Raw genomic sequence first — 16657 nt, forward strand, 5'->3', positions numbered from 1 at the left:
GCACCCCCCAGCCGAGGGGTGCGACGCGCAGGCCCATGGCGTCAGGCCTGCCGGAGCGCGGGCGGCGCGACCTGCCCGAGCACGCGGCCCAGGACCTCGGTGGCGGTGACGCCCGCGAACTCGGCCTCGGAGTCGAGCACGAGGCGGTGCGCGAGCACGGGCTGCGCGAGCACCTTGACGTCGTCGGGCAGCACGTAGTCGCGCCCGTCGGCGGCCGCCCAGACCTTGGCGCACCGCACGAGCGCGAGCCCGCCGCGCACGCTCGCGCCCAGCGCGGTCTGCGCGTCGTCCCGGGTGGCCTCGAGGAGGCGCGCGACGTAGTCGAGGACGGCCTCGTCGACGTGCACCGTGAGCGCGAGGTCGGCCATCGTGCCGACGGCCTGCGTCGTGATGCGCGGGTGCAGCGCCGCGGTGCGGTCCTTGGCGCCGGCGAGGATCTCGACGGCCGACGCCCGGTCGGGGTACCCGAGCGACGTCTTGACGAGGAACCGGTCGAGCTGCGCCTCGGGCAGACGGTACGTGCCGGCCTGCTCGATGGGGTTCTGCGTCGCGATCACCATGAAGGGGCGCCCGACGGGGTGCGTGACGCCGTCGACCGTGACGTTGGCCTCCTCCATGACCTCGAGGAGCGCGGCCTGCGTCTTGGGCGACGCGCGGTTGATCTCGTCCGCGAGCACGACCGACGCGAAGATCGGGCCGGGGTGGAACTCGAACCGCTGCGACGACTGGTCGTAGATCGTCACGCCCGTGACGTCGGAGGGCAGGAGGTCCGGCGTGAACTGGATGCGGTGGTGCGAGCCCTGCACGGTCGCCGCGACCGCCTTCGCGAGGGACGTCTTGCCCGTGCCGGGCGCGTCCTCGAGCAGCACGTGCCCGTCCGCGAGCATCGCGGTCAGCACGAGCTTGACGGTCTCCTCCTTGCCCAGGAGCGCCTCCCCCACGTTGGCGACCAGCGCCTCGAACGTCTCGGCGAACCAGGTCGTCTGCTCGGGGGTCATCGTCGAAGGCTCCTGTGCGGTGCGGGGTGGGAGGGGGTCGTGCGGTGCGGCGACGTCATCCGCCACCACCGCCGCCGGGCGGGTCGGGCGTGGGCTCCGGGGCGGCCGGGACCGTCCAGGTCGCGGTGGACGCGGCGCTCGTGCCGGTGCCGTTGCGGGCCTGCACGGTGACCACGACGTCGGAGCCGGGCGGCGCGTTCGTGGGCACGTCGAACACGTCCTGCAGGCGGTCGGCCCCGAGCTCGCGCACGTCGTCGCGGCGACCCTGGACCTTCCAGGTCACGACGTACCGGTACTCGCTGCCGCCGTCCGCCGCGGGGGCGCTCCACGTGGCCGTCAGACGCGTGCCGTCCGCGACCACCTGGACGGGCCCGGGTGCCGACGGCGCCGAGCCCCACCGCCCCACGGAGGCGGTCCGCGAGCCGGCAGCGCTGCGCAGCTGCGTGCCGCTGACGGTCGTGCGCGCGGTGACCGTGACGGTGACGTCGGCACCCCAGATCGGGAAGTTCCACCCGTCGACGTTCACGTCGGCGGTCGTCCCCGTGGTCTCGCCGCTCGCCTCGCGGCCCTGGCTGCGGACCTGCCAGTCGTACGTCACCGCGGCGTCGCGCGCGTTGGCGTCCACCGCACCCCACGAGACGCGCAGCACGGTCGGCCGGCCGAAGCCGGCCGTCGCCGCGACGACGGGGTCGTTGACGCCCGGCGTGCCGGGCGGCTGCGACGCGTCGATCGACCCGCTCGTGACGGCGGGGCCCTCGCCCTGCGCGTTCACGGCCGAGACCGTGAACGTGTACGACTGTCCGCCCCGCAGGTCGCCGACGCGGGTCGAGGTGCCGCCCGGCACGTCGATCCGACGGCCGTCCGAGACGGCGACGACGTAGCGCTCGACGCGCGCGCCGTTGCCGTCGGCGGCGCCCCACGAGACGCGGGCCGCGCCCTCGCCGACGAGCGCCTCGGCCTGCGGGGTGCCCGGTGCGCCGGGCAGCCCGTACGTCAGGGCGGTCGCGGTCGCCGTCGCGCCCGGCCCGACCTTGTTCAGAGCGCGCAGCTCGAACGTGTAGGTCTCGCCGTTGCGGGCGTTCTGGAAGGCGAAGGACCTGTCGTCGGCACCGGGCGTGAACGTCCGGCCGTTGGTGCCGCGCACCACGAGCTCGTAGCCCTTGATCGCGTCGCCGTTCGCGGCCGTGTCGCCCCACGTGACGGTGATCTGGCCGCCGAGCGGCGTGTCGACGCGCGCCGCGCTCAGCCCCTGGGGGGCGCCGGGTGCCGCCGCGGGGATCTGCGGCGAGGACCACAGGCTCCACGCGCTGGGCTCGGGAGCCTTGTTGTGCGCCCGGACCCGGACCGTGTAGGCCGTGCCGTTCGCGAGGCCGTCGAAGCGCTGCTGCGTCGAGGACGTCGTGCGCGTCGCCGCGCCCGACGGCGGCGCCGGGCTGATCTCGACCGTGTAGCTCGTCACGGGCGACCCGTTCGAGACCGGCGCGTCCCACGTCGCGAGCACCGAGCGGTCGCCGTACTCGAGGGAGGGGGTGCCGGGCGTCTCGGGCACGGCGTCGGGCCGCGCGGGCGCGGACCGCGGCGACTCCTCGGACCAGCCGACGCGGTTCCTGGCCGCGACCGTGAACGTGTACTCGGTGTCGTTCGTCAGGCCGTCGATCGTGCACGTCGTGCTCGCGCACGACCGGACCACCGAGCCGGGCTGCGCGGTCACGCGGTACTCGGTGATCGGCTCGTTGCGGTTGTCGGGGGCCGTCCACGACAGCACCACGGTGCGGTCCCGGACCTCGCCGATCCGCGGCGGGACGGGTGCGTCGGGCACGCCGCTGACGCGCACCGAGATGCGGCCCTCGACCTCGCGCGAGGGGTCGCCGGTGACGTCGCGCACGCGGTAGCGCACGGTCATGTTGCCGATGAAGTCGCCGTTCGGCCGCACGGTCACGCTGCTCGACGACGCGGCGGCCGTCCCGGCGCCGGCGGTCTCGACGACCGCACCGACGACCGTCAGCGGCCCACGCTCGGCGAACGGGTTGGTGGACCCCTCGAGCACCTGCACGGTCGACTCGCGGCCCTGCACGGCGTCGTCGACGACGAAGTCGCGCACGGTCGCGGTCTTGCGCGAGCTCGCGATGACCTTGAGGTCGACGCCGACGTCCATGACGCCGCTGCGGCCGTACGTCAGCTGCAGGTCGAGCCGGCCGGTCGTGCCCTTGGGCGTCGTGGCGTCGGCCGCGACGCGCAGCTCCGACCCCTCGAGGGTCGCGCTGAACCCGGCGGGCACACCGGCCACGAGCCGGTAGCCGTAGCGCTCGCCGGTCGCCCCGGAGCCCTGCTCGGGGCCGACCGTCAGCGCGCGCAGGTCGAGCCGCGTGGCGGCCTCGCCGGGTGCGACCTCGAGGGTCGCGGGCTGGAACGTCGGCGGGTGGTCGTCCACCGCGAACACCGTGATCGGCAGCGTGAGCAGCGTCGTGCGGGCGGACGTGTCCGACGCGCCGGTCGCGTCGGTGACGGGGACCGAGATCGACGCCGGGCCCGCGTAGCCGTCGGCCGACGTGAACACGAGCGTGTGCGCGTCCTGCACGAGCTCGGCGCCGTTCGAGCGGGTCGCGGTCACCAGGGTCGGGTCGGCGATGCTGGGCTCGCGCCCGGGCGCGACCTGCACGTGCTCGGCCAGCGGGATGGTCAGCGTCTCGCCGCTCGCGACGCGCAGCTCGGGGGCGCGCGGCCGCAGCTGCGGCGGGAAGAACCCGAGCGCGGGCACCGTGATGAACGCGTACGCGTCGGCCTCGGGCGCCGTGCGGTTGACCAGGCGGTACGGCACGGTCTGCGCGTGGTCGACGAGCGTGACGACGACCTGGCCGTCGGGGGCCACCCGGGCGACGTCCCCGTGCGACGCGGGCACCGACACCTCGAGGTCGGACAGCGGGCCCGACGGGTTCTGCGCGACCGCGAGGACGTCGACCGACACCTCCGTCTTGCCGAGCGTGTCGATCGCGGGCACGAGCACGTCGCGCGCGACGGGCGGCTCGACGGGCGCGTCGTCGGTCACCGTGACGGTGAGCGTGCCGTAGTCGCTGCCGCCGACGTCGTTGCTGACGAGGTAGACGATCGGGACCACGCCCGGCGTCGACGGGGCCGTGACGACGATGCGCCGGCCCTGGACCTCGGCCTGGACGCCCTCGGGCACCTCGATCGACTCGAGGGTCAGCTCGCGCCCCGTGGAGTCGATGTCGTTGGCCAGCACGCGCACCTCGACGCGCTGACCGGGGCGCAGGGTCACGGCGTCGTCGACCGCGACGACGCCCGACCCCGTGGTCGGGCGCGGCGCGATGCCGACGCGGACGGTCGCGACGGCGCGCTGACCGACCCAGTCCTCGACCGCGTAGGTGAAGGTGTCGGTGCCGCGCGACCCCGGGAACGCCTCGTACTCGAGCCAGTCGGCCCCGACCTCGGACACGCGCCCCAGGGTCCCGGCCGACGCCTCCCCCAGCAGCGTCACGCCGTCGCCGTCGTCGTCGATGCCGACGAGCGGGATCGGGATGCGGACGGTGTCGCCCTCGAACACCCGCGCGACGACGTCGCGCGGGCGCGGCGGCGACTTCGTGTCGGCGTCGGACTCGTGTACCCGCACCGTGACGGTCGCCGCGGTGACGTTGCCCGCGGTGTCGGCGACGGCGAAGGTCGCACGGGCCGTCAGTGCACGGTTCGGGGCCTGGTACCGCAGCACGTCGCCCGAGACGAACAGCAGCCCGTCGCCCTCGGCCAGCGGCTCGGGCAGCTCGCGCAGCACCGTGAGCGCGTCGCCGTCCGGGTCGGACGCGCCCTCGAGCACCGGGATGGTGACGACGCCGCCCGCGCGGACGGTCGCCTCCACGTTCGGGACGAACGGCGGCTGCGACGACGCCGACGGCGGGATCGGCTGCACGACGATCTCCCCGCGGGCCGACGCGGTGCCGTTGGAGACCTCGTAGGTCAGCAGCACCGGACGGTCGGGCGTGCGGTCGGCGCGGATCTGCACGTACCGGCGGTCGAGGACCGCGACCTGCAGGCCCGAGTCCTCGGGCGTGGTCACGGACTGCAGGACGAGCACGTTGTCAGCCGGGTCCTCGTCGTTCGCCAGCGGGTCGATCGTCACGCTGCCGCCCGCGGGCAGCAGCGCGACGTCGCGCACCGCGATCGGCGGCTGCGCCTGCTCGGGCCACTCCCGCACGTCGATGCGCGCGAGGCCCGTCGCCTGCTGCGGGGCCGCGGTGACGACGAACGGCACGTAGTACGTGCCGGCGCGGGCGGCGCGGAAGCCGAACGTGCCGGCCGTGAGGTCGGGCGTGATGGTCGCGCCCACGGTGTCGGACACCGACGCGAGGCGCGCCGGCTCGGACGACGCCGACCGGACGGCGTCCAGCGGTCGCACGACGACCTCCTGGCCGACGTAGGTCACGGCGTGCACCGGGTCGATCCGCGGCGGCACCGACCCGGCGGCGCGCACGTCGACGACGACCTCGCCGTCGACCACGTGCGTGCCGTCCGACACCTGGACCTGCACGGTCGTGCGCCCGAGGCCGCCGCCGTCGGCGGTGTAGGTCAGCACGCCGTCCTGGCGGAACCGCACCGAGCCGACGGTCACGTCGGCGGTCGCACCGACCAGCAGCAGGTCGTCGCCGTCGGCGTCCTCGAAGTCCGCGAGCACGCCGTGCTGGATCTGCCCGCCCGTCTCGACCGTGAGGGACGACGTGCGCACCTGCACGGGCGCCTCGTCGCCGTCGCTCACCGTGAGCCGCACGGTCGCGGTCGCGGGCGCGTTGACGCCGCGGCCGTCGTTGACGACGTACTCGACCTCCGCGGACCCGGTCGCCCCCTCGAGCACGTGCACCTGCAGCGCACGGCCGCCGCGTACGGCCTCGACCGTGCCGAACTCGGCCGGCAGGGCCCCGACCTGCGAGATCACGAGGATCCCGCAGTCCGACGACGAGTCGTTGTCGATCACGGGCAGCACGCGCGACCGACCGGCGCGCACGCCGAACTCGTCGTCGACGGCCACCGGCGGCGCGGTCTGGTCCGTGCACTCGGTGACGGGCTCCTGCGTGACCTCGCCGGACTCGGAGTCGTCCTCGGAGTCCTGGGGCTCGTCCTCCGGGACGATGTCCTGCCAGTTGGGCACCCGCACCTGCGTGTCCTGCTGCGGCAGCCACACCCGCCCGGCGACGGTGTCGTTGAGCACCACGAGGCCGCGGTTCACGCGGAACGCGAGCCGGTCCCCCGACGTCATGCCCTCGAGGTCCTCGACCTGCGCGTCGCGTCCCTGGCACAGCACCAGGGACGACCCGATCGACGACGCCCAGGCCGCCTGCGCGCACTCGCCCACCCGGACCGGGGCGGCGGGCGTCCCCGAGCCCGTCGTGGGGTGCTCGCGCGGCGTGCCGCCGTCCAGCGGCACCTCCCACAGCGCGTCCCGGCTCGCGACCAGCACGGTGCTCGCGGCGGGCCCGGGCTGCTGCAGCACGAGTCCCTCGCCGTCGAGCGTGACCTCGCCCCGCGTCGTGCGGACCGTGCTGCCGGACAGCACGACGAGCTCGTCGCCCACGGCGGTGACCGCGTCCACCTCGAGCGGCCCGAGCGTGCCGGCGTCCTCCGGCGTGAGCGGCGTCGCCGCGGGGACACGCGTCACGGCGCCGTCCTCGGGCGCGACGCCCAGCACCGTCCCGCTGCGCGCCACGACCGCCGCGCCGCCCTCGCCGAGCTGCAGGTCGGGCGTGTCGGCGGTGAGGTCCAGCCCGTCGAGGGACACCAGGTCACGCACCCAGACGTCGCCCGCGTCGTCGACGAGGGCCGCGCGCCCCGCCGCCATCGAGACGTCCGCACCACCCGTCGCGACGCGCGTCGTGGTCGCGACGGCGGCCGGGTCGACGACCGACACCGTGGTCGGCTCGACGAGCAGCACCGCACCCTCGTCCTGGAGCACGTCGAACTCGCCGCTCTCGGTCACGAGACCGCCGTCGAGCTCCTCGACGGGCACGTTGTACCGCCCCAGGCTCAGCTGGCTCGTGGCCGTGAGCCACACGCCGCCGTCGTTGAGGTCGACGCGCGCGAGCGGGAAGCCGCGGTCGACGAGCGCGAGCGTGAGGACGATCGCGGGGACCGTGACGACCGCGGCCGCCGTGGTCATCGGCTTGCGCCGCCACGAGCGCGGGTGCCACCGGCTCACGGCACGCACCCCTGCGCGGGGCGCGCCGAGCTCGCGCGGTCCTCGCGCACGATCGACACCTGGATGCACACCTCGCCCGTCGCCCGGTCCGCGGGGACCGTGACGGTCGCGTCGTCGACCAGCTCGAGCGTCGGCTCGCCCGTCACCGTCAGCACCCCCCACAGGTACCTGTCCCCGCCCTGCGGGTCGGGATTCTGCCACGTGAACGTGACGGAGCCGTCCGCGGCGCGGGTGCCGGACAACGAGTGCGGCGCCGGGACCGGTGCCGCCACGGGCCCGGTGGCCGGGGGCGCGAGGGACTCCGACGGTGCGACCTGCCCGCCGCCGCCCCGGTCGCCGAGCGTCGCGTAGGCGATCGCGGCGCCGGCGGCGACCACGACGACCGCCGCGAGGGCGCCCGCGAGGCGCGTCCGGCGGCGCGGCGGCGCGTCGACCGGCACGCCCGTCGGCGCGGGCGCCGCGCTGGGCGCGGGCGGCACGAGCGTCGGGCGACCGACGACGACCGACCGCGCCCGGGTCGCGGCCTCCTCCTCGCCCCCGGTGGTCACGGCAGACGCGGGCAGCGCGATGCCGCGCAGGCGGGTGGCGTCGTCGTCGACCCCGTCCGCCGGCGCACCCGTCGCGGGGAGGGCGGCCGGTGGTACGTCGTCGGTCAGGTCGAGGGGTGTCACGGGCAGCCGCAGCGCCGCCTCGACCTCCTGCAGGGCGCGCGCGACCGCGACGGCCGACGGGAAGCGTCGCGACGGGTGCTTCGACATCGCACGCTCGAGCACGGTCTGCAGCTGCGGGGGCACGTCCTCGCGCCCGATCGCGGGCAGGGGCGAACGCTCGATGCGCGCGACGAGCTGCTGCGCGCTGTTGTTGCCCCCGGGCAGCTCGAACGGCGAGCGGCCCGCCAGCAGCGAGTAGATCGTCGCGGCGAGCGAGTACACGTCGGACCGCTCGTCGCCGTGCGGGCGCTCGGCCAGCAGCTCCGGCGGCGACCACGGGATCGACATGCCCATGGCCTGCGCCCCGGGGCCGGTCGTGGCGGCGATCCCGAAGTCGGTCAGCGCCGGCCACCCGAAGTCCGTGGTGAGGACGTTCGCGGGCTTGATGTCGCGGTGCAGGATGCCGGCACGGTGCGCCGTCTCGACCGCCGACGCGAGGCGCACGCCGATGCGCAGCACCTCGGCCACGGACATGCGCTCGGCGCGGTACCGCTCCGCGAGGCCGGGGCGCGAGCAGTACTCCATGACGAGGTACGGGCGGCCGTCCGCGGCGATCGCCGCGTGGTGGATCGTGACGATCGACGGGTGGTGCGACAGCTGGGCCATGAGGTTGGCCTCGGTCTGGAACCGCGCGCGCACGTCGTCGTCGAGGCTGCCCGCGAGCAGCACCTTGACCGCGACGTCGCGGCTCGGCAGGTGCTGGTGGTACAGGAAGACGTCCGCGAAGCCACCGAGCCCGAGCACGCGGACGTGCTCGTAGCCCGGCAGGTCCGGCGGCGCGGACGCCTCGCGACGAGCTGTCACGCGCTGCGCTCCACGGTGAACGTCACGCCGTCGCCGAGGTCGACGACCTCGTCCGTGCCGATGACGCTCGGCTCGCCCGGGTGCAGGCGACGCACGCCCTGGCCCGGGCGCGACACGTGGACGCCGTTCGTCGAGTCGAGGTCGGTGACCACGACGTGCTCGCCCTCGGTGCGCACCTCCGCGTGCGTGCGGGAGATGTCCTGGTTGGGGCTCGGCACGGTCACGAGGCGCGGCAGCTCGCGGTTGGTCACGCGGGCGACCTGCGGCGCGCGGCCGAGCAGCACGGCGCGGTCGAGCGCGACGACCAGCCCCGTGGACAGCACGAGGCGCGCGGGCAGCGGCGCGGGCTCGGGCGCGGGGAACGGCCCGGGCACGGCGTCCTGGCTCCACGTGGGGAGCCGGTCGCGCAGCCGCGCGAGGTCGCTCGACAGGATCGTCATCCCGTCGTGGTCGTCGGCGGCCTCGTCGTCGGGCGCGACGGTCGCGACCGGTGCGACGGCGGCGGCGACGGCGGCCGGGACGTCCGCGGGCGCCGCGGCGGCGGGCTGCGGCTCGGGGTCGGGCGAGGGCCGCGAGGCCGTGCCGACCTGCCACCACGGGGCCTCCTCGGGCGTGGCGGTCGCCGCCGGCGACGGGTCCGCGACCGGCTCGGGCTCGACCTCGGCGGCCGTGGGCCACGCGATCCCCCCGGACCAGGCGTCGTCCTCGCGCGCGGGCGCGGCGACGGGCTCCGGCGCGGCGACGGGCTCCGGCGCCACGACGGGCACGGCCGGCGCGACGTGCTCGGTCGGGGCGACGGGCACGGCCGGGGCGACGGGCTCGGTCGGGGCGACGGGCTCGACGACAGGCTCGACGACGACGGGCTCGACCGCCGGCGCGGGCTCCGCCGCAGCGGCGGGCGCCGGGGCCGCGACGGGCGCCGACGGCGCCTGCTCGACGACCGGCTGCTCGTGCGTCAGCGGGGCGGCGTCGGCCGCGGGCTGCTCGGCGTGCACCTGCCCGGTGCGCAGCCCCGCGGCGCGCACCACGCCACCGACCAGCGGCCACCACGAGGCCGCCGGCTCCTGCGCGGCACCGGTGACGAGCACGAGACCGCGCACACCCAGGGCACGGTGCTCGGTCCACACGGCACCGTCGCCGGCGGCGACCTCCTGGACCTCGTCGGCCCCGTGCAGCCGCAGCAGCACGGGCCCGCGCAGCACGGCGTGCACGGCACCGTCGGCGTCGGTGCGCACGACCGCGAACCGCGGCAGCGACGCGAAGCCGTCGGCGGCGACCACGCCGAGCGCGCCGAGCACGTCGCCGTCGCCGCGCGCGACGCGCCACAGCCCGTCGACCACGTGCGCGGGCGCGTCCGGCTCGACGAGCGCGAGGAAGCCCGCACCGGTGACGGCGGTCCACTGCCCGTCCTGGTACTCGTGGTGGGGCGTCTCGGTCATGCGGGGTCCTCCTGGGCGTGGTCGGGCGTGGTCGTCCGGGGCTGCGGGGCGGTGTCGGCGGGCGCCGTGGACGACGTCCGCGGGACGGTCGCGCCGTTGAGCATCTCGTCCCACAGGTGCGGCCCCAGGTCGGGGGCCGACCGCGGAGCCGTGACGTGCGTCTGCTCGGCGGGCGTCGCGGCCGTCGCGACGTCGACGACGACCGCGCTGACGTTGTCGCGTCCGCCGCGCTCGAGCGCGTGCTGCACGAGCTGCGCGGCCGCGTCCTGGGGGTCGCTGACCGCGGCGACGACGCGTGCGATGTCGTCGTCGCCGAGCTCGCGCGTGAGCCCGTCGGTGCAGATCAGCAGGCGGTCGGTGACGCCCGCGGGCAGCAGCCAGTAGTCGGGCTCGGGCGGCTCGCCGGTGCCGAGCGCGCGCGTGAGCACGTGCCGCTCCGGGTGGCGCCGCGCGCCGTCGGGCGTGATCTCGCCCGCGTCGATGAGCTCCTGCACGACCGAGTGGTCGACGCTGACCTGCTCGAGCTCGCCGTCGGCCCAGCGGTACACGCGCGAGTCCCCGACGTTGAAGACCAGCCAGTACCAGCCGCCGTCGTGCTGCGTGACCGCGACCCCCGCGACGGTCGTGCCGCCGCGCCGCCCGCCGGTGAACTCGGTGCGGATCCGGGCCGACGTGCGGTCGAAGCACGCGTGCACGTCGTCGGACGTCGCGGACTGCTGGCCGGCCAGCTGCGCGAACTCCTCGACGGCGATCCGGCTCGCGAGGTCACCCGCGTCGTGGCCGCCCATGCCGTCGGCGACGAGGAACACCGGCGGGTACGCCAGCAGGGCGTCCTCGTTCACCTCGCGGACGCGTCCCCGATCCGTCGCCGAACCCCACGACGTGCGCACTGCACCACCCCGTCCTCGCCTGCCAGAGTCATCGGCGCACATGGTGCCTCACCTGAGCGGTGCGGTTCACGTGCGTCCGTCCAGTTCACCCTCAGATGCCCAGCTGGTACACGCCCCAGTACGCGAGCACCACGAGCAGCACCGCCGAGCCCGTCAGCACCCCCCACGTCGCGAGGGTCCGCACCACGCCGGGCGCCACGGCGGCGCCCGCGTGGTGCACGTCGTGCACGCGCCGAGCCAGCAGCACGGCCGCGAGCACGGCCACGACGCCGAGCAGACGCACCGCGACCCACCCGCCCTGCACGACCCACGCGTTGCGCTCGTAGTCCATCGCGAGCCGTGCGATGGCCACGAGGTACCAGATGAGCGCGAGCACGGTCACGACGCTCGCCGCGGCGAGCGCGGTCAGCCGCACGGCGACCCCGCGGCCGAACCGGCGCGGCGCGTGGGACGCGTCACGCGACGGCGACCGCCGCCGCGTGGTGCGCTGCACGACCCGTGTGGTCGCAACCGCGGCGCCCGCGAGCAGCATGAGGGCCGGCGCGCCGACGACGAGGCCGAGCAGGACGTCGCCGTCGCGCAGCCACCGCGGCTGCGGCACGGGCCCGGCGACGTACGGCTGGAACGGCTGCGCGCCCGCGACGTGCGGCTCGGCGTCGCGCGTCCCGGGCAGCCCGAGGACCCAGCCGGACAGGTCGCGCAGGAACGCCGGCACGACCTGCCCGCCCACGCGGATGCCGTGGTCGGCCTCGGCGTAGTAGCGGATCGTCACGTCCTCGTTGCCGGCGGCGGCGACGTCGTCGCGCACCTGCAGGGCGCCCTGCACGATCGGCATCGACGCGTCACCCGTGCCGTAGACGACCAGCACGGGCTGCGTCATGCGCCGTTGCCACGGCTCGACGTCGAAGTCGACGTACTCGAACCCGCCGCCGGGCATGGTCATGCCGACCGCGCGCGGGATCGCCCGGAACACCGCGTCCGGCACGCCCGTGTTGCGCAGGTACGCGTCGACCGCGAACGCGGCCTGCTGCCGCGGCGGCACGACCGGCGACGACACGAGGACCACGCCCTCGATCGCCGGGTCCTCGACGGCCATGACGGGCGCGATCCAGCCGCCCTCGCTCTCGGCGTACACGCTGACGCGGTCCGGGTCGACCTCGGGCCGGTCCCGCAGCAGGTCGACCGAGCGCAGGTAGTCCTGGGCCATCGCGACGTAGTCGCGGTGGCGGGTCGTGTACGTGTCGAGGCGCTTGTCCGGCACCATCGCGACGACGCCGTGCTCCGCGAGGCTGCGCGCCTGGGCGACGAACGCCTGCGCGAACTTCCCCGTGCCGGCACCGTGCACGAACACCACGCCCGGCAGCGGGCCCGGCGCCCCCACGGGGACGCTGATCCGCGCCTGGACGCTCGCACCGTCGAGCGGCACGGTCACGACGACCTCGCGGACGTCGTACGTGCGCAGCGACGGCGCGCCGCCGATCGCGGTGCGTGCCGTCTCGACCTCGATCACGCGCTCGAGCGGCTCGGGCGTCCAGCGCGGGCCGAGGACGGCCCCGAGCACGGCGAGCAGCACGACGCCCAGCGCGACGCCCGCAACGACGCGGTACAGGTTCTCGGGGCGCCCGGCGGGCGCGCCGGGGTCGCGCCGGCGCACCACACGACGCCAGGTCGACATGGTGGCGGCCGGCTCGGGTGCGCCGTCCTCCTGGGGTCCGGTCACCGCGGGAGCCACGTCACCTCAGAAGCCCAGCCTGCCGAGCTGCTTGGGGTCGCGCTGCCAGTCCTTGGCGACCTTGACGTGCAGGTCGAGGAAGACGCGCGCGCCGAGCAGCGCCTCGATCTGCGTGCGGGCGCGCGTGCCCACGTCGCGCAGGCGCGCGCCGGCGCGGCCGATGACGATGGCCTTCTGGCTGTCGCGCTCGACGTAGAGGTTGACGCGGACGTCGAGCAGCTGACGGCCGTCGGCGCCCGGGGGCTGCTCGCGCGGCACGATCTCCTCGACGACGACCGCGAGCGAGTGCGGGAGCTCGTCGCGCACGCCCTCGAGGGCGGCCTCGCGCACGAGCTCGGCGACCATGACCTGCTCGGGCTCGTCGGTCAGCTCGCCCTCGGGGTAGAGCGCCGGCCCCTCGGGCAGGTGCCCCACGAGCACGTCCGCGACGACGTCCACCTGGTAGCCGTCCTGCGCGGACACGGGCACGACGTCCGCCCACTCGCCGAGCTGGTCGACCGCGACCAGCTGCTCGGCGAGACGCGCGCGCGGGACCTTGTCGGCCTTGGTGACGACCGCGACGACGGGCACGCCGGGGCGCCCCGGGGTCGCGAGCCGCGCGAGCTGCTCGGCGATGTAACGGTCGCCGGGGCCGATCTTCTCGTCGGCGGGCAGGCAGAACCCGACGACGTCGACCTCGGTGAGCGTGTCGCGCACGAGGTCGTTGAGGCGCTCGCCCAGCAGCGTGCGCGGACGGTGCAGCCCGGGGGTGTCGACGAGCACGAGCTGCGCGTCGTCGCGGTGGACGATCCCCCGCACGACGTGCCGCGTGGTCTGCGGGCGCCCCGACGTGATGGCGACCTTCTGCCCCACGAGCGCGTTGGTCAGCGTGGACTTGCCCGCGTTGGGGCGTCCCACGAAGCACGCGAAGCCGGACCGGTGCGTCACCGCCCCACCTCCGTCCCGTGGTCCGCGGCCGCGGGCACGCCGCGGCCGGGCGTGGCGTCGTGCGCCGCGCCGTCGTCCGCCGCGCGGTGCACCAGCACGGTCGCGAGCCGCTTGCGGCGCCCCTCGACGCGCTCGGCCTCGAGCCGCAGGCCGTGGATCTCGCCCACCGACCCCGGGAGCGGCACCTTGCCCAGCGCCTTGGCGAGCAGTCCCGCTGCCGTGTCCACGTCCTCGTCCTCCACCTCGATGCCGAACAGTTCCCCCAGCTCGTCGCGCCCCAGGCGCGCCGGGACACGGTAGCCGCCGTCGGGCAGCTCCTCGACACCCGGTGCGCTCGTGTCGTGCTCGTCGGTGAGCTCGCCGACGATCTCCTCGAGCGCGTCCTCGATCGTCACGAGGCCCGCGATGCCGCCGTACTCGTCGACGACGAGCGCGATGTGGCTCGACCCGTCGCGCAGCTCGCGGAGCAGCTCGTCGACCGGCTTGGACTCCGGGACGTAGACGGGCGGGCGCACGAGCGACGACGCGGGCGCGTCGAGCGGGTCGTCGCCGGGCGTGGCGCCGCGGGCGGGGATCCGGCGCACCACGTCCTTGAGGTACAGCACGCCGAGCATGTCGTCGACCGAGTCGCCGACGACGGGCACGCGCGAGAACCCGGAGCGCAGCAGCAGGGCGAGCACCTTGTGCAGCGGCGTGTCGGCGTGCGCGGTGATCATGTCGGTGCGCGGCACCATGACCTCGCGCGTGAGCGTGTCGCCCAGCTCGAGGACCGAGCGGAACATGTCGCGCTCGTCGTCCTCGAAGCCGTCGGACTCGCTCACGCGGTCGACCATGTCGCGCAGCTCGGTGTCGTCGACGCCCGCGGCGGCGACGGTCGGGTCGGCCCGCCGCCCCACGCCGCCCGCGACGGCCGTGACGACGAGCAGCAGGCGCGACAGCGCGGCGAGCACGCCGACGGGGTGCCGCCGGCCCATGCTGCGCGGGCTGACGCGCACGAGCAGGAACGCCACGACCGCGCACGCGGCGATCGCCAGCAGGGCGGTCGCCCACCAGGACAGCGAGCCGGCGCTGATCGCGAGCGTGAGGCACACCGTCGCGGTCATCTCGCCCAGCAGCCGCACGAACGACGCGGCCTGCGCGACCCGCGCGGGGTCGTCCACGAGCCGCCGCACGCGCTCCGCGGCGCCGGGCCGCTCGGCCTCGAGCTCGGCGACGCGCGAGCGCGTGACCCGCAGCACCGCGACCTCGCCGGCCGAGAGCGCGGCGGCCAGCACGATGCCCGCGACCGCGACGGCCACGAGGCCGGCGACGGGGACCCCGGTCATCGCCCGGCCAGGAACGTCAGCAGCAGCTGCCGCTGCAGCGCGAACATCTCCTTCTCCTCGTCGGGCTCGACGTGGTCGTACCCCAGCAGGTGCAGGATGCCGTGCGTCGTGAGCAGCAGCATCTCCTCGGCCGTCGAGTGCCCGGCGGTGCGCGCCTGGGTCGCGGCGACCTCGGGGCACAGCACGACGTCGCCCAGCACGCCGGGCCCCGCGGGCTCGCCCTCGCGCCCGGGCCGCAGCTCGTCCATGGGGAACGACAGGACGTCGGTCGGGCCGGGCTCGTCCATCCACCGCACGTGCAGGTCCGTCATGGTGGCCGTGTCGACCAGCCGCACGAACAGGTCGGCCTGCGGGTGCACGTGCATCGCGTCCATGACGTACCGGCCGAGCGCGGCGAACTCCGCCTCGTCGACCTCGACGCCCGACTCGTTGCTCACCTCGACGCTCATGCCCCGTCCCACCTCGCGTACGCGTCGATGATCTCTCCCACCAACCGGTGCCGGACCACGTCCTTCGACGTCAGCCGGCAGAACTCGACGTCCTCGACACCCGCGAGGACCTTCTCGACGACCCGCAGCCCCGACGTGGTCGCGCTCGGCAGGTCGACCTGGGTGACGTCCCCCGTCACGACGACCTTGGACCCGAAGCCCAGGCGCGTGAGGAACATCTTCATCTGCTCGACCGACGTGTTCTGCGCCTCGTCGAGGATGATGAACGCGTCGTTCAGCGTGCGCCCGCGCATGTACGCGAGCGGCGCGACCTCGATCGTGCCGGCCTCCATGAGCCGCGGGATCGACTCGGGGTCGACCATGTCGTGCAGCGCGTCGTACAGCGGCCGCAGGTACGGGTCGATCTTCTCGGACAGCGACCCGGGCAGGAACCCGAGACGTTCGCCGGCCTCGACCGCGGGGCGCGTCAGCACGATGCGGTTGACCCTGCGCGCCTGCAGCGCCTGCACGGCCTTGGCCATCGCGAGGTACGTCTTGCCGGTGCCCGCGGGCCCGATGCCGAACGTCACCGTGTTGCGCTCGATCGCGTCGACGTAGTCCTTCTGGCCCGCCGTCTTCGCGCGGATCGTGCGCCCGCGCGTCGACAGGATGTTGAAGGTCAGGACGTCGGCGGGGCGCGCGCCGGAGTCGGCCGTGAGCATCGTCACGGACCGCTGCACGACCTCGGGGCTCAGCGGCGTGCCCGCGGCGGCCATCTCGACGAGCTCGTCGACCAGGCGCGTGACGAGCGCGACGTCGCCCGCGGGCCCCGCGAGCGTGACCTCGTTGCCGCGCACGTGGACGTCGACGGTCGCGAAGCCGTCCTCGATGCTGCGCAGGACCTCGTCGCGCAGCCCGAGCAGCTCGACCATCGACACGTCCGGCGGGACGGTGATGCGGTGCTCGACGCGCGCGTGCCGCGGCTCGGGGACGCTGGCGGTGGGGGTGGGCTCGGCCATGTGCTCGGCGGCTGCCGTGCGCTCCTTCTCTCGTGGGTGGCCCGGCTGCTGCGGGCACGCCTCCATCCTACGGCGCAGGTCCCACGAGGGCCCGCGAGTTCCCGCCGTCGTGGGCCCTTCGTCCCCGGGCGTCCGGGTCGGGGCAGGAGAACACTGGCAGGAGGCCGTCGGGCAACGGAGCCCGAC

General features: G+C 75.5%; 10 protein-coding genes. All 10 read right to left on the reverse strand.

All coding sequences use genetic code 11. From position 1 onward, the window contains the following. Positions 1–41: 41 nt before the first annotated feature. A complete protein-coding gene (locus GY42_RS06100; RefSeq protein ID WP_046528656.1) occupies positions 42–998 on the reverse strand; it encodes an AAA family ATPase in 957 nt (318 codons plus the stop codon). A gap of 55 nt (positions 999–1053) precedes the next feature. After that, positions 1054–7197, reverse strand: coding sequence for an Ig-like domain-containing protein (locus GY42_RS06105; protein ID WP_052748525.1), 6144 nt, complete (start codon positions 7195–7197; stop codon positions 1054–1056). Beyond that, a complete protein-coding gene (locus tag GY42_RS06110; RefSeq protein ID WP_046528657.1) occupies positions 7194–8711 on the reverse strand; it encodes a serine/threonine-protein kinase in 1518 nt (505 codons plus the stop codon). The genes GY42_RS06105 and GY42_RS06110 overlap by 4 nt, the downstream gene beginning before the upstream one ends. Continuing rightward, a complete protein-coding gene (locus tag GY42_RS18105) occupies positions 8708–10150 on the reverse strand; it encodes an FHA domain-containing protein (RefSeq protein WP_052748233.1) in 1443 nt (480 codons plus the stop codon). Before GY42_RS18105 ends, GY42_RS06110 begins: the two co-directional genes overlap by 4 nt. Then, positions 10147–10992: a PP2C family protein-serine/threonine phosphatase gene (locus GY42_RS06120; RefSeq protein WP_236686726.1), complete on the reverse strand. Its 846-nt coding sequence runs from the start codon at positions 10990–10992 to the stop codon at positions 10147–10149. Before GY42_RS06120 ends, GY42_RS18105 begins: the two co-directional genes overlap by 4 nt. Before the next feature lie 139 nt (positions 10993–11131). Then, positions 11132–12760 carry an alpha/beta hydrolase family protein gene (locus GY42_RS06125; RefSeq protein WP_236686728.1) on the reverse strand — a complete coding sequence of 543 codons (1629 nt, stop codon included), beginning with the start codon at positions 12758–12760 and terminating at the stop codon, positions 11132–11134. A gap of 18 nt (positions 12761–12778) precedes the next feature. After that, a complete protein-coding gene (gene era / locus GY42_RS06130) occupies positions 12779–13699 on the reverse strand; it encodes a GTPase Era (protein ID WP_046528659.1) in 921 nt (306 codons plus the stop codon). Further along, positions 13696–15024, reverse strand: coding sequence for a hemolysin family protein (locus tag GY42_RS06135; protein ID WP_046528660.1), 1329 nt, complete (start codon positions 15022–15024; stop codon positions 13696–13698). Before GY42_RS06135 ends, era begins: the two co-directional genes overlap by 4 nt. Continuing rightward, positions 15021–15473, reverse strand: coding sequence for an rRNA maturation RNase YbeY (gene ybeY / locus GY42_RS06140; RefSeq protein WP_046528661.1), 453 nt, complete (start codon positions 15471–15473; stop codon positions 15021–15023). Before ybeY ends, GY42_RS06135 begins: the two co-directional genes overlap by 4 nt. Then, positions 15470–16471, reverse strand: a complete 1002-nt coding sequence (locus GY42_RS06145; protein ID WP_046528662.1) for a PhoH family protein — start codon at positions 16469–16471, stop codon at positions 15470–15472. The genes ybeY and GY42_RS06145 overlap by 4 nt, the downstream gene beginning before the upstream one ends. Positions 16472–16657 lie beyond the last annotated feature (186 nt).

The sequence above is a fragment of the Cellulomonas sp. FA1 genome (genome assembly GCF_000986825.1).
GTDB classification, from domain to species: Bacteria; Actinomycetota; Actinomycetes; order Actinomycetales; family Cellulomonadaceae; genus Cellulomonas; species Cellulomonas iranensis.